This is a genomic window from Duganella sp. CF458, from assembly GCF_900113115.1.
Classification (GTDB): domain Bacteria; phylum Pseudomonadota; class Gammaproteobacteria; order Burkholderiales; family Burkholderiaceae_D; genus Rugamonas.
In genome coordinates this window covers 32,848-54,208 of sequence record NZ_FOOF01000004.1, presented here as the reverse complement: position 1 = coordinate 54,208, position 21,361 = coordinate 32,848, and the positions used below count along the sequence as shown (strand labels likewise).

The 21,361-nt window shown below is 63.5% G+C and carries 17 protein-coding genes; 9 read left to right on the top strand and 8 right to left on the bottom strand.

Annotated features, from left to right (window positions below):
* Positions 1–14: 14 nt before the first annotated feature.
* The 5 genes from BM269_RS07230 (at position 15) to BM269_RS07210 (ending at position 6,969) form a co-directional block, all read left to right on the top strand.
* On the top strand, positions 15–1,151 hold the full coding sequence (locus BM269_RS07230; RefSeq protein ID WP_090436352.1) for a cell division protein ZipA C-terminal FtsZ-binding domain-containing protein: 1,137 nt from the start codon (positions 15–17) through the stop codon (positions 1,149–1,151).
* 8 nt (positions 1,152–1,159) lie between these two features.
* Positions 1,160–3,523 carry an NAD-dependent DNA ligase LigA gene (gene ligA, locus BM269_RS07225; RefSeq protein WP_090436351.1) on the top strand — a complete coding sequence of 788 codons (2,364 nt, stop codon included), beginning with the start codon at positions 1,160–1,162 and terminating at the stop codon, positions 3,521–3,523.
* 2 nt (positions 3,524–3,525) lie between these two features.
* Complete coding sequence (gene def, locus BM269_RS07220) at positions 3,526–4,062, top strand: peptide deformylase (protein WP_090436350.1); 537 nt, start codon at positions 3,526–3,528, stop codon at positions 4,060–4,062.
* 76 nt (positions 4,063–4,138) lie between these two features.
* On the top strand, positions 4,139–6,124 hold the full coding sequence (locus BM269_RS07215) for an OPT family oligopeptide transporter (RefSeq protein WP_090436349.1): 1,986 nt from the start codon (positions 4,139–4,141) through the stop codon (positions 6,122–6,124).
* 23 nt (positions 6,125–6,147) lie between these two features.
* Positions 6,148–6,969, top strand: coding sequence for an aldo/keto reductase (locus BM269_RS07210; protein ID WP_090436348.1), 822 nt, complete (start codon positions 6,148–6,150; stop codon positions 6,967–6,969).
* A gap of 10 nt (positions 6,970–6,979) precedes the next feature.
* Here BM269_RS07210 and BM269_RS07205 read toward each other — a convergent pair whose 3' ends face one another.
* The gene (locus BM269_RS07205; protein WP_170860305.1) at positions 6,980–7,747 is read right to left on the bottom strand and encodes a MipA/OmpV family protein; all 768 of its coding nucleotides are present in this window, start codon (positions 7,745–7,747) and stop codon (positions 6,980–6,982) included.
* Between the two features lie 109 nt (positions 7,748–7,856).
* On the opposite strand from BM269_RS07205, the gene BM269_RS07200 reads away from it, so the two are divergent.
* Both BM269_RS07200 and BM269_RS07195 read left to right on the top strand, forming a co-directional pair.
* Positions 7,857–8,528, top strand: a complete 672-nt coding sequence (locus tag BM269_RS07200; RefSeq protein ID WP_090436346.1) for a response regulator — start codon at positions 7,857–7,859, stop codon at positions 8,526–8,528.
* A complete protein-coding gene (locus BM269_RS07195) occupies positions 8,525–9,928 on the top strand; it encodes a sensor histidine kinase (RefSeq protein WP_090436345.1) in 1,404 nt (467 codons plus the stop codon). Before BM269_RS07200 ends, BM269_RS07195 begins: the two co-directional genes overlap by 4 nt.
* On the opposite strand, the gene BM269_RS07190 is transcribed toward BM269_RS07195, so the two are convergent.
* The 4 genes from BM269_RS07190 to map form a co-directional block, all read right to left on the bottom strand.
* Complete coding sequence (locus tag BM269_RS07190) at positions 9,906–10,658, bottom strand: flagellar brake protein (protein WP_307152482.1); 753 nt, start codon at positions 10,656–10,658, stop codon at positions 9,906–9,908. The genes BM269_RS07195 and BM269_RS07190 overlap by 23 nt on opposite strands.
* 122 nt (positions 10,659–10,780) lie before the next feature.
* Positions 10,781–11,530: a pseudouridine synthase gene (locus BM269_RS07185; protein ID WP_170860304.1), complete on the bottom strand. Its 750-nt coding sequence runs from the start codon at positions 11,528–11,530 to the stop codon at positions 10,781–10,783.
* Positions 11,530–14,112 carry a [protein-PII] uridylyltransferase gene (locus BM269_RS07180; RefSeq protein ID WP_229204530.1) on the bottom strand — a complete coding sequence of 861 codons (2,583 nt, stop codon included), beginning with the start codon at positions 14,110–14,112 and terminating at the stop codon, positions 11,530–11,532. The genes BM269_RS07185 and BM269_RS07180 overlap by 1 nt, the downstream gene beginning before the upstream one ends.
* A 16-nt stretch (positions 14,113–14,128) precedes the next feature.
* Complete coding sequence (gene map, locus BM269_RS07175; protein WP_090436344.1) at positions 14,129–14,947, bottom strand: type I methionyl aminopeptidase; 819 nt, start codon at positions 14,945–14,947, stop codon at positions 14,129–14,131.
* A 336-nt stretch (positions 14,948–15,283) separates the two neighbouring features.
* Between map and BM269_RS07170 the strand changes: the two genes are divergently transcribed.
* Both BM269_RS07170 and BM269_RS07165 read left to right on the top strand, forming a co-directional pair.
* A complete protein-coding gene (locus BM269_RS07170; RefSeq protein WP_090436343.1) occupies positions 15,284–17,701 on the top strand; it encodes a phosphocholine-specific phospholipase C in 2,418 nt (805 codons plus the stop codon).
* A gap of 115 nt (positions 17,702–17,816) precedes the next feature.
* A complete protein-coding gene (locus BM269_RS07165; RefSeq protein WP_090436342.1) occupies positions 17,817–19,712 on the top strand; it encodes a M6 family metalloprotease domain-containing protein in 1,896 nt (631 codons plus the stop codon).
* 5 nt (positions 19,713–19,717) lie between these two features.
* Here the strand turns inward: BM269_RS07165 and BM269_RS07160 are convergent, their stop codons facing one another.
* The 3 genes from BM269_RS07160 to BM269_RS07150 form a co-directional block, all read right to left on the bottom strand.
* The gene (locus tag BM269_RS07160) at positions 19,718–20,329 is read right to left on the bottom strand and encodes a hypothetical protein (RefSeq protein WP_090436341.1); all 612 of its coding nucleotides are present in this window, start codon (positions 20,327–20,329) and stop codon (positions 19,718–19,720) included.
* A gap of 62 nt (positions 20,330–20,391) precedes the next feature.
* Entirely contained in the window at positions 20,392–20,592 is a 201-nt protein-coding gene (locus BM269_RS07155) for a DUF4287 domain-containing protein (protein ID WP_090436340.1), read from the bottom strand.
* Between the two features lie 10 nt (positions 20,593–20,602).
* Positions 20,603–21,037 (bottom strand): SRPBCC family protein, encoded by a 435-nt coding sequence (locus BM269_RS07150; protein ID WP_090436339.1) that lies wholly within the window; start codon positions 21,035–21,037, stop codon positions 20,603–20,605.
* Positions 21,038–21,361 lie beyond the last annotated feature (324 nt).

Genomic DNA, 21,361 nt, shown 5'->3' with positions numbered 1-21,361 from the left:
TTACAGATTTTCAAATGAGTTTGATTGCCGCCGGCGGCGTGTTCGTCGTTGGCGTCATTAGCTACAACAAGTGGCAGGAGTACAAGCTGAAAAAGCGCGTCGAGCGTGCCTTCGACGGCCAGCACGACGACGTGCTGATGCGGACCGATGACGGCGTGCGCGCCGAGCCGCGCTTCCACCTCGACGACGTGCCGATGCCGGACGCCGGCTCCGGCGCCTACGGCGTGCCGGAGCATGTCGGCAGCCACGTCGGCAACGTCGCTGCGCCGAATTTCGCGCCCAACGTCGCGCCGGACAGCAATGAAGCCGCGCTGCCGGTACGTAGCGCCGATGCGGATGTGCCGGCCGAAGAACTGGCCACCTGCCTGGTCGACCCGCTGATCGATTGCCTGCTGCCGCTGGAGATGGAAGCGCCTGCGCGCGGCGAGAAGCTGCTGCCTGCGCTGCAGAAGCTGCGCTTTGTCGGCAACAAGCCCATCCACTTTATCGGCCTGGCCGTCAGCGGCGATTGGGAGCCGGTGCGCCACGGCGTGGTGTACACCAGGCTGCAAGGCGGCGTGCAACTGGCCAGCCGCAGCACGGCATTGAACGAACTGGAATACTCCGAGCTGGTGAGCCGCCTGCGCAGCGTATCCGACGAAATCGGCGCCGAACCGCAGATCCCGGACATGATCGAGGTGATGCAGGATGCGAAAAACCTGCACCGTTTCGTTGCCAACCACGACGCCCAACTGGGCGTGAACCTGGCTTCCAACGGCGCGCCATGGAATATCGCGACCCTGCTGGGCGCGCTGGAAAAGCTGGGCTTCGATGTGCGTCCCGACGGCCGTTATGCGATGCCCGACGGCGAGGGCGGCTACCTGTTCTCCCTGTCCACCAACGTCACGCTGGCCGAGGAAACCACTTCGCGCCTGACGCTGTTGCTGGACGTGCCTTGCGTGGCCCCGGCGCGCGACGGCTTCGGCTCGATGATCGGCTGCGCCAAGAACCTGATGGCACGCCTTGACGCGACCATCGTCGACGACGCCAACCAGCCGCTGGCCGACGAAACCCTGGCCAGCATTGCCGGCCAGGTGAGGGAGTTCTACGACGACATGGCGGCATCGGATATCCCGGCCGGCTCCACCCGCGCGCTGCGCCTGTTCAGCTGAGCGGAAGCATGAGCGACACCCAACACGCCACACCAGCGGAACGCGCGGCCTGGCTGAACGCCGAGTTGAACCGCCACCTGCACGCCTACCACGTGCTGGACGCGCCGACCATTCCGGATGCCGAATACGACAAGTTGTTCGTCGAACTGCAGTCAATCGAGGCGGCGCACCCGGAATTGCAGGCGCCCGATTCGCCAACCCTGCGCGTCGGCGCGCCGCCGCTGGGCGAATTTGCCGCTGTGACGCATGCGGTGCCGATGCTGTCGTTGAATAATGGTTTCAACGAGGAGGATATCGAGAACTTCGACCGCCGCGTGCGCGAAGGGCTCGACGCCGTGCAACTGGTCGAATACGCCACCGAGGCCAAGTTCGACGGCCTGGCCATCAACCTGCGCTACGAAGACGGCGTCTTCGTGCAGGCCGCAACGCGTGGCGATGGCTACACGGGCGAAGACGTGACCGCCAATATCCGCACCATCAAAGGCATCCCGCTGCGGCTGAATACCGATGCACCGCCGCCGGTACTGGAAGTACGCGGCGAAGTGCTGATGTTCAAGGCCGATTTCGCCGCCCTGAACGCTCGCCAGCGTGAATTGGGCCAGAAGGAGTTCGTCAATCCGCGCAACGCAGCGGCCGGCGCGCTGCGCCAGCTCGACTCGCGCATCACCGCGCAGCGCAAGCTGAGTTTCTACGCCTACGGTATCGGCGAACTGACCGGCGCCGAGCTGCCGGCAACGCATAGCGCGCTGCTGGACTGGTATGCCGAACTTGGACTGCCGGTATGCGCCGAGCGTGAAGTCGTGCGCGGCAAGGACGGCCTGCTGGGCTATTACGAGCGGATCGGAAAAGCCCGTCCATCGCTGCCGTACGAGATTGACGGCGTGGTGTACAAGACCAACCGCTTCGAAGACCAGCGTGCGCTGGGCTTCGTATCGCGCGCGCCGCGTTTCGCGCTGGCGCACAAGTTCCCGGCCGAAGAAGCGCTGACCACGGTGCAGGCGATCGAGGTGCAGGTTGGGCGCACCGGCGCGATTACGCCGGTGGCGCGCCTGGCGCCGGTCTTCGTCGGCGGCGTGACCGTCACCAACGCCACGCTGCACAACGAGGACGAAGTGCGCCGCAAGGACGTGCGTGTCGGCGACACCGTCATCGTGCGCCGGGCCGGCGACGTGATCCCGGAAGTGCTGTCCGTTGTACTGGAAAAACGCCCGGCACCGGAGCCGCTGATGTGGGCATTGCCGGCCGAATGCCCGGTGTGCGGTTCGCACGTGGTCCGCGCGGCAGACGAAGCAGTGGCGCGCTGCTCCGGCGGCCTGTTCTGCTCGGCCCAGCGCAAGGAAGCGATCCGCCATTTCTGCGGCCGCCGCATGATGGATATCGAAGGCCTGGGCGACCGCTATATCGACAACCTGGTCGAGTGCAATCTCGTACATGGCGTGGCGGACCTGTATCGCCTGACGCTGGACGACCTGCTGAAAATGAAACGCCTGGCCGACGAGCGTGACGGCAGCACGCCGGAAACCGTGGCCCAGGGCAAAGTACCGACCAAGTGGGCTGAAAACCTGCTGGACGCCATCGCCGCTGCCAAGAATCCTCCGCTGGAGCGGCTGCTGTTCGCCCTGGGCATTCGCCACGTCGGCGAATCGACTGCCAAAACCTTGGCCGACTGGCTGGGCAAGCTGGAATTGATCCGCAAGGCCCCGGTGGCCGTGTTGCGCGTGCTGCCCGATATCGGCGGCACCGTGGCCGAATCGATTGCGGACTTCTTCGCCGAAGAGCGCAACCAGGAAGCGCTGGACGCCTTGCTGGCAGCGGGCGTGGCGCCGAAAGGGGAGCACGCGCCGAAAGCCGCATTGCGCGAAAAACTGGAAACGGTCGCGCTGCTGGCGGCGATCGGCATCCCCAAGCTGACCGAACCACGGGCCCGGCAGCTTGCCGAGCAAGTCGAACAGGTCAAGCCGGGCGCCACGTTGCTGGCACTGGCCCACCTGCCGGTCTTCAACGTCTTCGGCCTGCCGGCCAACGTGGCGGAAGCATTGGAAGAGTGGATGCGCGAGCAGGCCAACCGCGACGCGCTGGTGGCCTTGCACGAACTGCGGGAAGAGCTGCTGGCGGAACTGCCGGCAGTGGCCGAAGCGGAAGGCGCCATGAGCGGCAAGACCTTCGTGCTGACCGGCACGCTGACGACCATGAGCCGGGACCAGGCGCAAGCCATGATCGAGGCCGCGGGCGGCAAGGTATCCGGTTCGGTGTCGAAGAAAACTTCCTACGTCGTCGCCGGCGCGGATGCCGGCAGCAAGCTGGCCAAGGCCGAAGAGCTGGGCGTGACGATTCTTGACGAAGCGGGCTTGCTCGCGCTGCTGGGAGGCTGAGCATGGCCGTACGTGAAATCCTGAAGATGGGCGATCCGCGCCTGCTGCGCGCGGCCGAACCGGTGCGCGAGTTCAATACCAAGGAGCTGCACGCCCTGATCGTCGACATGTTCGACACCATGCACGCCGCAAACGGCGCCGGCCTGGCCGCGCCGCAGATCGGCGTCAACCTGCAGCTGGTGATCTACGGCTTCAAATCCAATGCGCGCTATCCGGACGCGCCGCAGGTGCCGGAAACGGTGCTGATCAACCCTGTGCTGACGCCGATCGGCGACGACATGGAAGAGGGCTTCGAAGGCTGCCTGTCGGTGCCGGGCCTGCGCGGCAGCGTGCCGCGCCATACCCGCCTGCATTACGAGGGCTATGACCAGTTCGGTGAGCGCATCGTGCGCGACGCGGACGGTTTCCACGCCCGTGTGGTGCAGCACGAGGTGGATCATTTGCTGGGAATCCTTTACCCGGCACGGATCCGCGACTTCTCCAGGTTCGGCTTCACCTCGGTGTTGTTCCCCGACCTCGATCCCGGCGACGACGATTGATTTGTTTGGCGGCGCCGCGAATCTGGCGTAATATCCCGGCCACTTTGTATCCTTATCAACACAACGGATTACCCAGATGAGCAACCAGTCGCAGAATAACCCGCTCGAATTCAGTGTCCGCGGCATCGTCCTCGGTATCTTCATTACGCTGATCTTCACCGCCGCCCAGGTGTACCTTGGCCTGAAAGTCGGCCTGACCTTCGCCACCTCGATTCCCGCCGCCGTGATTTCCATGGCCCTGCTCAGCGCATTCAAGGATGCGACGATCCAGGAAAACAATATCGTGCAGACCATCGCTTCGGCCGCGGGCACGCTGGCCTCGGTGATCTTCGTGCTGCCTGGCCTGCTGATGATCGGCTGGTGGGCCAAGATCCCATTCTGGCCAACCTTCGGCGCCTGCGCCATCGGCGGCGTGCTGGGCGTGATGTACACCATGCCGCTGCGCCGTGCGCTGGTGTCGCAGTCGGACCTGCCGTATCCGGAAGGCGTGGCTGCTGCGGAAGTGCTGAAAGTCGGCACCCAGTCCCGCGCCGGCGCGCAAGAAGGCAAGGCTGGCCTGTGGGCTGTGATCTGGGGTTCCGTGGCTTCCGCCATCTTCGCCTTCCTCGCCGCGGCCAAGCTGGTTGCCGCCGAAGTGGCGCATTTCGCCAAATTCGGCAACGGCGCCACCGGCCTGGGCGCATCGAGCTCGCTGGCCCTGGTCGGCGCCGGCCACCTGATGGGTATTGCGGTCGGCATGGCCATGCTGGTTGGCCTGGTGATCGCCTGGGGCATCCTGGTGCCCTTGCTGACCATGGCCAACCCGGCCGCACCTGGCGTTTCGGTGGCCGACCACGCGCTCGGCATCTGGAGCACCCAGGTACGCATGATGGGCGCGGGTACCATCGGCGCCGCGGCAATCGTGACGCTGGCGACCCTGGCCAAGCCGGTCATCGGCGGCTTGAAGTCGGCCATGGAATCGGCGCGCAGTGCCAAGGCAGGCGGCGCCGATGTGCCGCGTGAAGACAAGGACCTGCCGATCTTCATCGTCGGCCTGGTGACCCTGCTGTCGATGGTGCCTGCCGGCTGGCTGCTGTCGTCCTTCCTGTCGGGCGGCCCGCTGTCCTCGATCTCGACCCCGCTGGTGGTGGTGGGCATCGGGTACATCCTGATCGCCGGCATGCTGGCTGCCGCGGTCTGCGGTTACATGGCCGGCCTGATCGGCTCCTCCAATTCGCCGGTGTCGGGCCTGGCCATCCTCTCGATCCTCGGCGCCGCAACCTCGGTGGGTTGGGTGGGCCGCGAAATCATGGGCCCCGACACCGCCCAGGCGCTGATCGCGTTCGCGCTGTTCGTCACCACCGTCGTGCTGGCCGTCGCCGTGATCGGTAACGATAACCTGCAGGACCTGAAGACCGGCCAGCTGGTTGGCGCCACCCCATGGAAGCAGCAGGTTGCCCTGATCATCGGCGTATTCGCAGGCTCCTGCGTGGTGCCGCCGGTGCTGGAACTGCTGAACCACGCGAACGGCTTTGCCGGCGCACCGAATGCCAACGCGATTTCCGACCAGCCTTTGGCCGCGCCGCAAGCGACCCTGATTTCCACGCTGGCAAAGGGCGTGATCGGCGGCGACCTGAAATGGGACCTGATCGGCTATGGCGCCCTGATCGGCCTGGCGCTGGTGGCGCTCGACTTCATCCTGAAGAGATCGAGCCACCGCAAATATAGCTGCGCACCGCTGGGCGTCGGCCTGGCAATCTACCTGCCGTCGGCGGTGACGTCGCCGGTCGTGGTGGGCGCAATTGGCGGCTACTTCTTCGAGCGTGCAATGCGCGGCAAGAAGCATGGCGAAGCGGCTTCCCGCCTCGGCGTGCTGGTCATGTCCGGTTTCATCGTCGGCGAAAGCTTGTTCAATGTAGCCTTGGCCGGCCTGATCGTGCTGACCAACAAGGGCGAACCGCTGGCAATCGCCAACAGCATGAGCGAGGCGACCACGATGCTGATTGCGTTGGCCGTGGCTGGCGCGGTGGTGGTGGGTCTGTACCGCTGGTCCGCGAAGTCGGCCAGCGCCATTGAGGCTTGACGCAACACTTTCGGAGTGCGGCCATGACGCTTTCGAGGATCGGGCAGGGTACGTGGAATATGGGCGAGCGCGCTGCCGGCAAGGCAGCCGAAGTGCGCGCCCTGCAGCTTGGGCTGGACCTCGGCATGACGGTGATCGACACGGCCGAGATGTATGCCGACGGCGGCGCGGAAAAGGTGGTTGGCGAAGCGATCGCCGGCCGCCGGAGCGAGGCTTACCTGGTCAGCAAAGTGCTGCCGCAGAATGCTTGCCGCAAAGGCGTGGTGGCAGCCTGCGAGAAAAGCCTGAAACGCATGAAGGTCGATCACATCGACCTGTACCTGCTGCATTGGCAGGGTAGCGTGCCGTTTGCCGAAACACTGGAAGGCCTGGTCGCCTTGAAGCAGGCCGGCAAGATCCATGAATTCGGGGTCAGCAACTTCGATCTTGCGCAAATGAAGGCAGCCACCGCATTGGCGGGCGGCGATGCCATCGAAGCCAACCAGGTGCTGTACAACCTGCGCCGTCGCGGCATCGAATGGGATCTGCTGCCCTGGTGCCAGGAGCGGGGTGTCCTGCTGATGGCGTATTCGCCGCTGGAATCGGAGCGCAAGGAGCAGCAACGTTTGCTGGCCGAACCGGCGCTGCTGGCGGTCGCGGCGCGGCACCAGGCCACGCCGGCACAAATCGCGCTGGCATGGCTGCTGCGGCAGGACGGTGTCATGCCGATCCCGAAAGCGACCAGCGAGGCGCACGTGCGCGCCAATGCGGCGGCCATGACGTTGCGCCTGGACCAGGAAGACCTGGCCCAGCTGGACAAGTCGTTTGCGCCGCCGCGGCGTGCCACCCCGCTGGACATGCTCTGACAGCGTCTTCCTAGTAGCGATAGCTGGCGTAGAAAGCGGCCGTCGGCGCCGTATTGCGCCGTGTGATCGGGCTGCGCGCCGCTTCGCGTACCAGCGTGCTCGAGCCCAGCATGCCGGTGAGTGTCCAGCGCTGGTCGACATGGTGCTCCCAGGCGAATTTCAGCACAGCCTCGTACATGCCGGCCTTCGGCGAGAACTGCTTGTGACCGGTGCGCAAGGCTTGCGATGCGCTCACGCCGTGGTACGTCTGCATATACTTTTGATCCGCGAAATTCGCGCCCAGCGACAGGGCTAGCTTGTCGCTCTTGTCTTCGTGCAGCACGCCGCTGATGTCCAGGCCCGCGGTCTTGCCGTTCTCCTTATGCGACAACGGCAGCGAAGCGCTGGCGCCCAGCACCAGGCCCGGTACGATGCTGTAGCCGGCGTGCAGGTTGGCCGTGGCGCTGGCCTTGATATCGCCCATGCCGCGCAGCTCGGTACTGCCGCGGCTGCCGATAATGCTGGACTCGTTCTTCTCCAGGCGTTCTCCGCGCACGCCCAACGCTGCATCCAGCGAGAGATTTCCCAGCGCAGTGCCATATCCCAAGCCGCGCATGCTGCTGGCATACAGGCCGTTGGCCATCTGGTAGTCGAGGATGATGACGGGGGCGAGTTGCATTTCCTTCGAGCCGGCGTAGCGCGGTGCAGCGGCCAGGCCGCCGCCAAGGGTGAGCGTGTTTTCCTGTGCATAGGCACTGGTGCAGCAAGCGAGGATGAGAATTGAGACTGGAAGTTTCATGACTTGTTCTAAAAAAAGTGATGGAGGCGGCAGTTTCCCAGCGCTCCATGAAGATTGGATAAAGCGCATCTTCATGCTTCCTTCAGGTAGCTGTGTTTAGAATGGCGGCATGAAGATCCTTCTGATTGAAGACGATATGGACCTTGGCAACGGCATCCGCATTGCGCTGACCGACCAGGGAATGGACGTGACCTGGGTGCGCCAGCTGGCCGATGCGCAGCGCCAGCTCGAGCAGCGCGGCTTCGACCTGCTGCTGCTGGACTTAGGTTTGCCGGACGGTAATGGCATGGACCTGGTGGCCAGCCTGCGGCGAGGGCGGGAGGGCGTGCCGATCCTGATCCTGAGTGCTCGGGATGCCTTGTCCGACCGGCTGCTTGGCCTGGATAGCGGCGCGGACGACTACCTGGTCAAGCCGTTCGAGCTGGCGGAGCTGCTGTCGCGGGTCCGCGCACTGGCCCGCCGCAGCTATGGGTTTGACGGCGAGACCATGGAGCTGCGTGGCATCGTGCTGCATGTGCCGACGCGGCGTGTCACGGTCAACGGGCGTCCCGCCGACCTTACCGGCAGCGAGTATGAATTGTTGCGTATCCTGATGATGCGCGCTGACCGCGTGGTGACCAGGCGCAGCCTGGAGGAGCAGGCATTGCCTGGCTCCCAGGCCAACGCCAGCAATTCACTGGACGTCCATATGGCCAACCTGCGCCGCAAAGTGGGGGAAGGCCTGATACGCACCGTGCGCGGCGTGGGATATGTTATCGACCAGCGCGAGGTGGGCCGGTGATCCGCACCATCTGGCGGCGGCTTGTGGCGCATAGCATGGTGGCGCGCCTGTTGATGGCGCAGATGTTTGTCCTGTGCCTGCTGTGGCTACTCGCGCTGGTCTACGTGGTGCATGACGCGACCCGGGATAAAGTCACGCTGGAGCTGGATTCAAGCTACCACGCGATCATTGCCATCGCCGAGAACGAACTGGGCCACCCGGTAAAGATGCAGGATTCCATCCGAAAAGTGGAAATCGCACTGCGCGAAATGGCCGGTGTCGAAATCAACGCTTTTCCCGGCCCCAGCTTCATTGTCGAGAACAGCAACGGACTGCTGTACCGCTCTGTTGAAGTGCCGCCGGGCACAAGAGCCGGTGCGCTCGGTGAACTCTTGCTGTTCGAAAGTGGCGGTAGCACGTGGCGCAGCCGCACCGTGCAGTCGACCAGATCGGACGTGCGCATCACCAGCATCATGCCTGCCGATGGCGTCAACATCTTCTTACGGCTCGTATCGCGCGGCACGTTCTTGCTGCCCTTGTTGATCAGCTTTCCTTTCCTGATCCTGCCGGCCTGGCTGTCGATACGGCTGGCCCAGGGACCCTGGACCAAGGCCATGGCGGACCTGGCGACGCGCGGCCCGCAGGACTTGCGCCCATTGCCGGTCGATGGCCGCCCGCGCGAGCTGGTTGCCATGTTCAACCGGATCAATGCCTTGCTGGCACGGGTCAGCGACAGTGCGGAACGTGAGCGCGCCTTCATCGCCGATGCCGCGCACGAACTGCGCACCCCGCTGGCGGCCATGCGCGTGAACGTGGAAGCGTTGCAGCGCCAGGCCAGTGACCCGCGCCAGCAGCAGCTGCTGGACGGGATTGTCAGCGGCAATGCGCGCGCCACACGGCTGGTTGGCCAGCTACTGGGGCTGATGCGAAGCGACGCGACAAGCGGCGACCAGGATGAGCAGATCTGCTTTGACGCGTTGGTGCAGGAGCGGATGGCTGCCCTGGCCGGCATTGCCGACGCCAAGGGCGTCGAACTGGAGCTGAGTGGCGACGAAGGGCTTCACCTGTCCGGGCGCAGGGAGGGGCTGGTGTCCCTGGTCGACAACCTGCTCGATAACGCCATCAAGTACAGCCCGGAGCGTGGCAAGGTGCTGGCCGATGTGCGGCGCGCCGACGGCAGCGCCGTGCTGCGCATTTCCGACCAGGGGCCCGGCATCACGCCCGAATTGCGCGAACGCGTGTTCGACCGCTTCTTCCGCGATCCGCGCCAGGCGCAGGCGCATGCCGGCAGCGGCCTGGGATTGGCGATCGCCCTGGCGGTGGCGCGCCAGCACGGCGGCAGCATCGCGCTGGATGCCGCCGGCAGCATGGGCCTGTGCGTGACGGTGCGGATGCCCCTCAGCGCGGGGAACGGGTACTGAGGCGTTCGAGGATGCGGTGCAGTTCATCCTGCATCGCGGGCGACAGGTTCTGGAACTGGCAACCGATCTGGACCTGCTCGCCGAGCAGGAAGGAGCGGAAATGGCGCGACAGGCGGATTTCCAGGTCGCAGATCAGCACCGAACCCGGACCCATGTCCAGGCGCACGCGCTGCAGCTTGCGGCCGACGTGCAGCCCGACCGCGTCGCGCGGCGAGCAGCGCATGCCGACGCCGCCGACTGCGAAGTCGTACAGCTGCAATTCGTACGGCTTGCCATTCAGGACAAACGAAGCGGTGTGGTAGGTGCCGAGCGGCGTTTCCAGGCGCGGCGCGGCGCGGCGGTTGAGCACCTGGCAGCGCTCGGGAAACTGCGCGGGAATCAGCGTCGGCTGCTCGGGCAGGGCATTCCAATGCGGATCGTCCAGCTTGAACTGGAACTTGGCACCGCGCAGCCACGCCACGAAAGTGCACTCGCCGGGCGGCAGGGACGAACCTTCGTTAAGCTGGATGACGAAATGCGGCAGTTCGGGATCGACCGAGAGCAGGCGGGCCATCACCGCTTGGGCGTTGTCCCGATGGTAGATGGTAATCGCGTCGCCCGCATCGGCCAGCGCCGTCAGTGCGTCGCCGATGTCGTCGGGGTCCACGATATCGTGTGGATGCGACCCCGCGGGAATCGGATCGACCGCGTCTTGTGGACGGGGCGGCCCCTTGCGGAAGTCGTTTGGCATTGGATCGTTCACAGCTCAGGTTCTCGTTTTTTAGGAGAAGACGCCAATACTTTACCGCGTTCTGAGGCCCAGCGCTTGCTAAACGGCAATGAATGCTGCCTTTCTGTTGCGTTGATGCCGACTCAGAATCGCTCGTCCGGGCTGAGGTAGCGCCATTGCCCTTCAGGCAAGTTTCCAAGTTTGACACGACCAATCCGCACGCGCTTCAAGCCTAACACGCGCAGCCCGACCATCTCGCACATACGGCGGATCTGGCGCTTCTTGCCTTCGCGCAGGGTGAAGCTGAGCTGGTCGTCGTTCTGCCAGCGTACCTTTGCCGGCAGCAGCGGTTTGCCGTCCATCCACAGGCCGTGGTTCAGGCGCTGCAAATCGCTGTCGGGCAGGCGGCCCGGCCTGGTGTACTCGACGCGCACCAGGTATTCCTTGTCAACGTTGGTGTTTTCGCCAATCAACTGCTTGGCTACGCGGCCGTCCTGGGTCAGCACCAGCAGGCCGACCGAGTCGATGTCGAGGCGGCCGGCGGGCACCAGGCTGCGCAGCTGGTTGCGGTCGAAGCGTTCCGGCGAACTGTCTTCGGCCCAGCGGTTTTCCGGCTTGATCAGGACCACGGCCGGCTGGTAGCCGTCTTCGGCCTGGCCGGACACATAGCCGACCGGCTTGTTGATCAGGATGGTGACGCGGCGCGCCTGTTCGGCGGCAGCCTGGCGCTCCACGGTGACTTTCTGGCTGGGGTAGACCTTGGTGCCCAGTTCGGACACCACCTGGCCATCCACGCGCACCCAGCCCTTGGCGATCCATTCATCGGCTTCACGGCGGGAGCACAGGCCCAGTTCGGACATGCGTTTGGACAGGCGTAACAATTCTTCGGACATCAGATTTTCAGTACATCGAGTAAGTCGGTTTCCAGCTGGAGCTGGGTGCGGGCATTGGCCAGGGCCGGACCGTCGACGATGAACACGTCTTCCACGCGTTCGCCGAGGGTCATGATCTTGGCCGTATGCAGATTGATCTTGTATTGGGTCAGCACGTTGGCGATCGAGTACAGCAGGCCGGTGCGGTCGTTGGCCGCCACCGACAGCAGGTAGTACTGACCACGCTCGTCGGGCCGCAGGTCCACTGTCGGCTGGATCGGGAAGGTGCGCGACAGGCGCGACAGGCGTCCCTTGCTGGGCGAGCTAAGCGGCCCTTGCGTCACCAGCAGCTCGCACAGTTCGTGCTCGATCAGGTTGATGATGTCGCGGTAGCTCTTGGCGAAATTCTGCTCGGTGACCAGGAAGGTGTCGAGCGCATAGCCATGCTTCGTGGTGTGGATCTTGGCATCGAGGATGCTGAAGTTCTTGCGGTCGAAGTAGGAGCAGATGCGCGCGAACAGGTCGGGCTGGTCCTTGATGTAGACCGCCACCTGCAAGCCTTCGCCGATCGGCGCCAGGCGCGCTTTCACCACCGGTTGCTCGCTGTCCAGGCGGTCCCATAGGGCGCGGGTCTGCCAGGCGATATCGCTGGCGTCGTGGCGCAGGAAGTAGGCCAGGTCGAGCTGCTTCCACAGCGCTTCATGCGCATCGGGCGGCAGGCCGTACAGGCGCAAGGTGGCCAGCGCTTCCTGCTGGCGGTTCTTCAGCTCGCGGTCGGCGGAATGCGGTTCGCCGCCCAGTACGCGCAGCGTCATCTTGTACAGGTCTTCCAGCAGCTTGCCTTTCCAGGCGTTCCAGACCTTCGGGCTGGTGCCGCGGATGTCGGCCACCGTCAGCAGGTAGAGCGCGGTCAGGTGGCGTTCGTCGCCGACCGTCTTCGCAAACGCCTGGATCACGTCCGGATCCGACATGTCCTGTTTCTGCGCCACGTGCGACATGGTCAGGTGCTGTTCGACCAGGAAGGACACCAGTTCGGTGTCTTCCTGATTGATGCCATGCTCCTGGCAGAATTGCTCGACGTCGGCCACGCCCAGCTTGGAATGGTCGCCGCCGCGGCCTTTGGCGATATCGTGGAACAGCGCGGCCACGTACAACAGCCATGGCTGCGGGAAGTTCGCCATCAGCTGCGAGCAGAACGGGTATTCGTGGGCGTGCTCGGTCATGGTGAAGCGGCGCATATTGCGCAGCACCATCATGATGTGCTGGTCCACCGTATACACGTGGAACAGGTCGTGCTGCATCTGGCCCGTGATCTTGCGGAAGCTCGGCAGGTAGCGGCCCAGGATGGACAGCTCGTTCATCCGGCGCATATTGTGGATGATGCCCTGTGGCGCCTGCAGGATGCGCAGGAAGTAAGCCTTGTTGACCGGATCGGCGCGGAAGCCGGCGTCGATCTTGAAGCGCTCGTGCCACAGCGCGCGCATGGTGCGCGCGGTCATGCCTTTCAGGGCAGGGCGCTCGCACAGCAGAACGAAGATTTCCATGATGGCCGACGGCGTCTTTTCAAACGTGTCGTCGTCGTTCATGTCGATCATGCCGTTCACTTCGCTGAAGCGCTCGTTGATGCGCAGCGTCTCCCCGGCATGCGGGAACAGGTAGGATTCGATGTTCTGCAGCAGGATGGTATTCAGCTGCACCACGGTCTTGGCGGCCCAGTAGTAGCGCTGCATCAGGTATTCGCTGGCGCGGCGCATGTGGATGCCGGAGCCGGTGGCTTTCAGGCCCAGGGTTTCGGCCACGGCGGTCTGCACGTCGAACACCAAACGGTCCTCGCGGCGGCCGGCCACCAGGTGCAGGCGCACGCGGATATCCTTGAAGGCGCGCTCCTTCTCCATCAGCTGGCGCGCCTCGGTCTGGGTGATCAGGCCGCGCACGGCCAGCGTGCGCCAGGAATTGGCCAGGCCGGCAGCCTTGGCCATCCACAGGATCACGTGCAGGTCGCGCAGCCCGCCCGGGCTTTCCTTCACGTTCGGCTCAAGGCTGAACGGGGTGTCCTCGTACTTGGCATGGCGCTGGCGCATCTCGATGGTCTTGGCCTCGAAGAAGGCGCGCGGGTCCATGACCTTGTTGTAGGCGTCCTGCAATTGCGCGAACAGCACCATATTGCCGGCCACAATGCGCGCTTCCAGCAGGCTGGTTTGAACGGTGATGTCGGCCCTGGATTCGGCCAGGCATTCGTCGATGGTGCGGATGCTGTGGCCCACGTCCAGGCCCAGGTCCCATAGCAGCTGGACGAATTCTTCCAGCTTGCCGCGCGTGGCATCGTCCGGCGCCTGGTGCAGCAGGATCAGGACGTCGACGTCGGAATAGGGGAAAAGCTCGCCGCGGCCGTAGCCGCCCACCGCCACCAGGGCCGCTTGCGGCGGCAGGCGGTTGGCAGCCCAGGCTTGCGTCAGGACGTCGTCGACGCTGCTGCGCAGGTTGCGCAACAGCTTCTCGGGCATGCCGTCTTCATGGAAGTTGGCAATGATGCGCTGGCGGTCCGACTTGAGTCGGGCCTTGAGCTGTTCCCGCAGGTCCTTCTTCATCGCGGCGTGGGGCATGCGTGTATCGGCCGAATCAGGCTGCGGCTTTTTCGGTGACAAAGGCCGGCGGCGGCGGGCTGCCGGCGGACAGGGTGAACACTTCGTAGCCGGTCTCGGTGACGACCAGGGTATGTTCCCATTGTGCGGACAGGCTGCGGTCCTTGGTCTTGATGGTCCAGCCGTCAGGCATTTCCTTGATTTCGCGGCGGCCGGCGTTGATCATCGGCTCGATCGTAAACACCATGCCCGCTTGCAGCACCGGGCCGGTGCCCGGCTTGCCGTAGTGGAGGATCTGCGGTTCTTCATGGAACACCTTGCCGATGCCATGGCCGCAGAATTCGCGCACCACGCTGTAGCCGTTTTTCTCGGCATGCACCTGGATGGCGTGGCCGATGTCGCCCAGGGTGGCGCCCGGTTTCACCTGCTCGATGCCGAGCCACATGCATTCAAACGTCACGTCGGACAGGCGCTTGGCCAGGATCGACGGCTTGCCGATGAAGAACATGCGGCTGTTGTCGCCGTGGTAGCCGTCCTTGGTGATGACGGTGATGTCGAGGTTGACCACGTCGCCATCCTTCAGCACCTTGTCGCCCGGGATGCCGTGGCAGATCACGTCGTTGACGGAGGTGCAGATGGCCTTGGGGTAGGGCGTGTAGCCCGGCGGGCAGTAATTCAGCGGCGCCGGCACCGTGCCCTGCACATTGGTCATGTACTCGTGGCACAGGCGGTCCAGCTCGCCGGTGGTGACGCCGGCCTTGACGAAGGGAGTGATGTAATCGAGCACTTCGGAGCCGAGGCGGCCGGCCTCGCGCATGCCTGCGATGTCCTCGGGGGTTTTGATATGGATAGTCATGGATTTTGCAAAGGGTGCGTTGTCCCCGGGATTATAAACGACAACGCTATGCCGACTTGGCGCCTGGCCCCGGCGCAATCGGCTCATGCCATGAAGCGGTCATAAATGCGGCTTAGGATCCTGCATTCCGCCTTTGCTTGCGGTCGAAAGTTCATTGCTGTGGCTTTTGGCGGTATTTCGCAATTTAGCGGCGCATGAATCTTTCGAATGCCGTGTGCGGTCTGTGCTGAACTGTTGTTTGCTTTCGTTTATTGATGCAAAACGCAACTTCGCGGCGTGCCGGCGCGTGATTTCTCGCCATAATCGAACCACCCAAACTGACCTGAAGGAACCCCGATGTCCACCAGCCGCCGCAAGTTCCTCGGCTTCGCCTCCGCAGGCGCTGCCAGCACCTTCTTCCCCGACCTGATCAAGCAAGCCCTGGCTGTCCCGGCCTACAGCGCCACCGGCACCCTGGCCGACGTGCAGCACGTGGTCATCTTCATGCAGGAAAACCGCTCCTTCGACCATTACTTCGGCACCTTGGCCGGGGTGCGCGGCTTCAACGACCCGCGCGCCATCACGCTGCCGGGCGGCAAACCGGTCTGGTACCAGCCTAACGGCACTGGCAGCTACGTCCTGCCGTTCCACTTCGACGCCAAGAACACCAGCGCGCTGTCGCTGGGCACCAACCATAGCTGGAAAGGCTCGCAAACCACCTGGCAAGGCTGGGACGCCTGGGTCAAGCAGAAAACGGCACAGAGCATGGGCTATTTCGATCGCGCCGACCTGCCGTTCTATTACGCCCTGGCCGACGCCTTTACCATCTGCGATGACTACCATTGCTCGATTTTCGGCGCCACCGACCCGAATCGCATGTATTCGCTGACCGGCACCAACCAGAACTGGCTGGGCGCGATGGGCAGCCTGTACAACATCGACTCGGCCGGCTACTACAACAATGATCCGAAGTACGACAACATCACGCCGGCCGTGACGGCCAGCGCGCCGAACTGGCGCACCTATGCCGAAATCCTGGAGGCCAACAGCGTCAGCTGGAAGGTGTACCAGGAATGGGACAACTACGGCGACAACTACCTGGCCTATTTCCGCAACTTCCGCGTCAACGCCGACGGCACCCGCCTGTCGGAAAGCAGCCCGCTGTACCAGAAGGGCCGTGTCATCGCTCCCGGTTCCACTGAAACCAATGCGCGCGGCACCAAAGGCGACTGGCTGGTGAATGCCTTTGCCGATGACGTGCGCAACAACCGCTTGCCGCGCGTTTCCTGGATCGTCGCGCCGAACGATTACACCGAGCACTCGCCGAACTCCCCAAACGCAGGGGAGAACCTGACCGCCCGCCTGCTGGCGGCGCTGGTTGCCAATCCGGATGTCTGGTCAAAGACCGTGTTCCTGATTACCTACGACGAAAATGACGGTTTCTTCGACCACGTGCCTTCGCACATGGCGCCGCTGAATACGGGCATGGGCCGCAGCACCATGGCCGACAACGGCCAGTATGAGAACTACAATGGCGTGCCGGTCGGCCTTGGCCCGCGCGTGCCGATGCTGGTGATCTCGCCCTGGAGCAAAGGCGGGCGCGTTTGTTCGCAACTGTTCGACCATACGTCCAAGCTGCGCTTCCTGGAGGAGTGGCTGGTGGCGGGCCTTGGCAAACAGCGCGCGAGCATCGCCTGCGACAATATCTCACCGTGGCGCCGTGCCGTATGCGGCGACCTGACCTCCGCCTTCGACTTCAAGGCGCCCAATGCGAGCTGGCCGTCGACTGTGCCAAAGTCGACCACCTATCAACTGGTATCGGGCAAGCCTTACCCGCAACCGCCGGCGGTACAGGCTTTGCCGGCGCAGGAAGGCGGTAGCCCGCGCTACTCCTGTGCCTTGCCGTACGCTTTTGCCGCCACCGCGCGTGTCGCTTCGGCGAAACAGGTGGAACTGTCCTTCTTCAACCAGGGCGCGGCAGGCGGCGCATTCATCGTCTATTCCCAGGCCCGCAGCGACGGCCCCTGGTACTACACCGTGGAGGCGGGCAAGAAGATCGAGCGCGAAGCCTGGAATTGGAACACGCCGAACTACCACCTGAGCGTGGTCGGCCCGAACGGCTTCCAGCGTGAATTCGGCGGCGTGCTGGCGCTGGCCGCGGCAGCCGGTGGCGCCCGCCCGGAAGCCTGGCTGAATGCAAAGCCATCGGCGCTGTCGGTGGATGTCGTGCTGTCCAACCTGGACGGCGGCCGCGCCGCCACCTTCCGCCTGGGCGACAACGCCTACGGCCGCGCTGCGACCAGCCACACCGTGGCCGCCGGGCAGCAGGTGACGGTCAATGTGCCGCTCGGCGCGAGTTACGGCTGGTACGACCTGAGTGTGACCTGCGACGTTGATGCGCAATACCTGCGCCGCATGGCTGGCCGTATCGAAAATGGCCAGGCAAGCCGCACCGATCCGGTGCTGGGCCGCACTGCGGCTGGCCCGCAAGCAACGCTGTCGGCCAGCGCGGGCTCGGTTGTGCGCGGTACGCCGGTCAGTTTCACTTATTCGGTACCGGCATCGCAGGTCAACAGTAAGAATTGGATCGGTATTTACCGGAGTGGTGTGACTCCCGGTTCCTCCGCTTCGCTGTCCTGGCAATACGTCAGCACCGGCAGCGGAAGCGCCACGTTTGCCACGTCCGGACTGGCCGCCGGCAGCTATGTGGCTTGGCTGCTGTACAACGATGGCTACACCACCTTGACCAGCCCGGTGGCGTTTTCGGTGACGTGATGGAAGTGCGCGATTGTGCCGATTTCCGCACCGCGCACATATAAATTCATCAAGACTTGCACAATCGTGCGTGATTTACTTTCCTTTCTTTACAACAACAAATGGAGAGACCGAAATGCGATTGAAAGTTGCAACTGCTGCGGTGATGCTGCTAACCAGCCTGTTCGCGCAGGCTGGCTTGCCTTACAAAGACAGTATTTATGAGTTCAAGCAGCCGGGCGGCGAAAAGCTGCGCGTGCACCTGGACGGTAACGACTATTACGCCGAACAGCGTACCGACGACGGCTCGTTGATTGTCTATGACGCGGCCAGGAAGGGCTTCTGCTACGCCACGGTGAACGCCGCCGGCGACGAGCTGGTGTCGACCGGCGTGCTGGCGACCAATGCCAAGGTGCGCAGCCTGGGCGGCGGCACCGCCAAGAAACAGGATGGCCTGAGCCCGGACGCCCGCGCCCGCAAGGCGAAGGAAAAGTTTGAAAAGATGAACAACCGCTCGCTGGAGAGTGCCCGCAAATCCGCGAGCATCGCAGCGAGCGCACCGCAGGCGCTGGCCGCCCCCGTGACAGGGCAGGTGAAAGGCCTGACCGTGATCATCGACTTCCCGGACGTGCCGGGCACGATCACCCAGGCGCAGGTCAATTCCTTCCTGAACGATATGCCTTACACCGGCTTTGGCAACGCGCAATCGGTGCGGGGCTACTGGCAGTCCGTCTCGGGCGGCAAGCTCGATTACACCAATGCCACCACGGTCTACTACCGCGCCAAGCGTAACAAGGCCTATTATGCGGACAGCTCGCTCGATTCCGGCGTGCGCTCGCAGGAGCTGATCTCGGAGGCGCTGAATTGGCTGGAGTACACGCAGGGCTTCAACTTCGCTTCCCTGAGCGTGGACGCCAGCAAGCGCATCCGCGGCCTGAACTTCTTCTACTCAGGCGGTGCCGACAGCGCCTGGTCCAAAGGCCTGTGGCCGCATATGGGCTGGCTGGGCAAGCAGTTCTGCGCGGACGGCGTTTGCACCGGCTACTACCAGATCACGAACATGGGCAACAGCCTGGCCATCGGCACCTTCTCGCACGAGACGGGCCACCTGGTGATGGGCTGGCCGGACCTGTACGACTACGACGGCAGTTCCGAAGGCTCGGCGGCCAGCTATTGCATCATGGGCTTCGGCAGCATCGGCGCGCAAAGCCAGTATCGCCCGGTGCCGCCAAATGGGTTCTTCCGCTACCAGGTCGGCTGGGACACGGTGACCGAACTGAATCCGGCGCTGAATGCCAGTGCACCGAAAGGGCGCCTGAGCCACACTTCCGGCTCGCACGCGCTGTATCGTTGGACCAACCCGGCCAAGACTGATGAAGCGTTCTACGTTGAGGCGATCTACAAAGCCGACCAGAACCTGTACCAGCTCGGCTCCGGCCTGGCAGTGTGGCACGTCGACCCGGCCGGCAACAATTCCAACGAATGGCATCCGTACGTGCAGATGGAGCACGCCGACGGCCGCCGCGACCCCGAGAACAATGTGAATCGCGGCGACGGCACCGACCTGTATGACGGCGCAATCTACAAAGCCTTCTACGATACAGTGCCGAACAACTATGCCAGCCATGGCACCAACTCGCGCTGGTGGAGCGGCAGCGGTTCGAACTTCGGCCTTGCCAACATCAGTGCGGCTGCGAAGACGATTTCCTTCGATGTGGTGAAGGGCGACGGCTCGGCGGGCGGCGAGACGTATACCGGCTACCTGTCCGGCACCAATGCATCCGCCATCCATCCATCGCCATATTTCTACTACAACGGCGGCACGATCAAGGCCAATCTGTCCGGCCCATCGAATGCCGACTTCGAGTTGAAGATCGAGAAGTGGAATGGCAGCGCGTGGGTGCAGGTGGCTTCATCGACCAGCCCGACGTCGACCGAGGCAATCAGCTACAGCGCGGCCTTGGCTTACTACCGGATCACCGTCTACTCGTATAGCGGCTCAGGCAACTACACGCTGACCGTCACGAAGTAACTCGCCTACGGCAAAGGTGCCTGCTGGCCGCCGGCTTTCTGCAGGGCGGCCAGACGGGCATCAATTGCGGTCAGCAGTGCTTCCGTACGCTGGCGCTGCGCCGCCATGTCCCGCTCGGCCGTCGTGCGATAGCGCGCTGAATCGAATGCTGCGTGGTAATTCTGGACCAGTGCCAGGTAGATCGCACCAACTCCCAACACGGTGCTGAGGGAAGCGCCCACGACGAGCTTTTTCAAGCTGGCAATCGAGGCCTCGATTCGATCAAACCTGGCCTCGGTAGCCCTTTGGCGCTCGTCGGCCCTTGCTTCATAGCCATCCATACGCTGCTCGAAGGCTTCCGCCCTGATGGCCTCGCGCTCCACAATGTCGCGCATGCGTTGCTCAAGGGCTTTTGCCCGAAGCGCATCGCGTTCACGCGCAGCAGCTTCGCGCTCGCGGGCAGCAGCCTCGCGCTCGTCAGCCCGCGCGGTGTACGCTTCAATCGTGGAGCGGAATTCCGCGAGTCTTGCGTCCGAGCGACCCTCAGTGATCGCGAGGTTGGAATCAACATACTGTTTGGTTGCTGGATCCATGATTTCATCTTCGGCGGGGAGGGGATGGATGTCAACCAGGCTCATGAGGGCACCACGACGTGTTCCCCCATTGTGGCGACGCTCCCCGCCCACCGCTTGGACGCGGATCAAGCTTTGCCGTTCTCCGCCTTGAAGTGCGCAACAAGGGCATTGGCATGGCCGTGGCCCATGCCGTGGTCGGTCTTCAGCACCGCCACCATATCCATATGCTTGACGCCCTTCATGCCTTTCAAGAGCTTGAACCAATGCTCGACCGGCTTGCCATATTTCGCTTCGATTGATGGAAAATAAGAGGAGGGAGTTCCCATGGTCGTCTCCTTATTGCTCAACCAGCAAAGCGAGCAGGGCCAGCGACTGTTGCCAGCCGACGTAGCACTGTTCGGCGGGGATCACGGCCGGTACGCCTTCCTGGGTGATGTCGACTTCCGTGCCGCAGGACACCGCGCGCAAGGTGATGGTGGTTTGCATCTGCCCCGGCAGGTTCGGGTCGTCGAACACTGCGGTGTAGCGGATCTTCTCGCCTGGATGCAGTTCCAGGTATTCGCCGCCGAAGGAGTGGCTGAAGCCGGTGCCAATGTCGACAAAGGACATGCGGTACTTGCCGCCGACGCGGGCGTCCATTTCATGCACGTCACCCAGGTAACCATTCGGCGGCAACCATTTGTTGAAGGCCGAGGCGGTGGTCCAGGCCTTGTAGACGCGATCCGGAGCAGCGCGCAGGACACGGTGCAGTTTGATGGTATTCGTAGCCATTTCAGTAGTCTCCAGGTTTGGGGTGGGTTGGTAGAGGTACGACGCGCCGGCGCGTCCGGAATCGACACGATCACGACAAAAAATACACAATAATTCAGAATTCTTTGTATTTATTATCAAGTTTGCACTAAGATGCCGTCCGGCGCACTGCGCGGAAGGCTGCAACACGCTTGCATGAGCCCCCTCCAATACGCTAAAATTTATGGTTGCCTGACCTAGCGTCTTGCAATAGCAGCAAATTTTCTTATTTTATAAACCCGAATCCCCCCAACAAGGGTGCCCGCAAGGGTCACTGGGAGGATTCCAGACCAAACCCTGGAGTAA

Coding starts and splice junctions, on each gene's coding strand:
- BM269_RS07230 (WP_090436352.1), top strand. CDS start 15: ATGAGTTTGATTGCCGCCGGCGGCGTGTTCGTCGTTGGCGTCATTAGC.
- ligA (WP_090436351.1), top strand. CDS start 1,160: ATGAGCGACACCCAACACGCCACACCAGCGGAACGCGCGGCCTGGCTG.
- def (WP_090436350.1), top strand. CDS start 3,526: ATGGCCGTACGTGAAATCCTGAAGATGGGCGATCCGCGCCTGCTGCGC.
- BM269_RS07215 (WP_090436349.1), top strand. CDS start 4,139: ATGAGCAACCAGTCGCAGAATAACCCGCTCGAATTCAGTGTCCGCGGC.
- BM269_RS07210 (WP_090436348.1), top strand. CDS start 6,148: ATGACGCTTTCGAGGATCGGGCAGGGTACGTGGAATATGGGCGAGCGC.
- BM269_RS07205 (WP_170860305.1), bottom strand. CDS start 7,747: ATGAAACTTCCAGTCTCAATTCTCATCCTCGCTTGCTGCACCAGTGCC.
- BM269_RS07200 (WP_090436346.1), top strand. CDS start 7,857: ATGAAGATCCTTCTGATTGAAGACGATATGGACCTTGGCAACGGCATC.
- BM269_RS07190 (WP_307152482.1), bottom strand. CDS start 10,658: ATGCCAAACGACTTCCGCAAGGGGCCGCCCCGTCCACAAGACGCGGTC.
- BM269_RS07185 (WP_170860304.1), bottom strand. CDS start 11,530: ATGTCCGAAGAATTGTTACGCCTGTCCAAACGCATGTCCGAACTGGGC.
- BM269_RS07180 (WP_229204530.1), bottom strand. CDS start 14,112: ATGCCCCACGCCGCGATGAAGAAGGACCTGCGGGAACAGCTCAAGGCC.
- map (WP_090436344.1), bottom strand. CDS start 14,947: ATGACTATCCATATCAAAACCCCCGAGGACATCGCAGGCATGCGCGAG.
- BM269_RS07170 (WP_090436343.1), top strand. CDS start 15,284: ATGTCCACCAGCCGCCGCAAGTTCCTCGGCTTCGCCTCCGCAGGCGCT.
- BM269_RS07165 (WP_090436342.1), top strand. CDS start 17,817: ATGCGATTGAAAGTTGCAACTGCTGCGGTGATGCTGCTAACCAGCCTG.
- BM269_RS07160 (WP_090436341.1), bottom strand. CDS start 20,329: ATGAGCCTGGTTGACATCCATCCCCTCCCCGCCGAAGATGAAATCATG.
- BM269_RS07155 (WP_090436340.1), bottom strand. CDS start 20,592: ATGGGAACTCCCTCCTCTTATTTTCCATCAATCGAAGCGAAATATGGC.
- BM269_RS07150 (WP_090436339.1), bottom strand. CDS start 21,037: ATGGCTACGAATACCATCAAACTGCACCGTGTCCTGCGCGCTGCTCCG.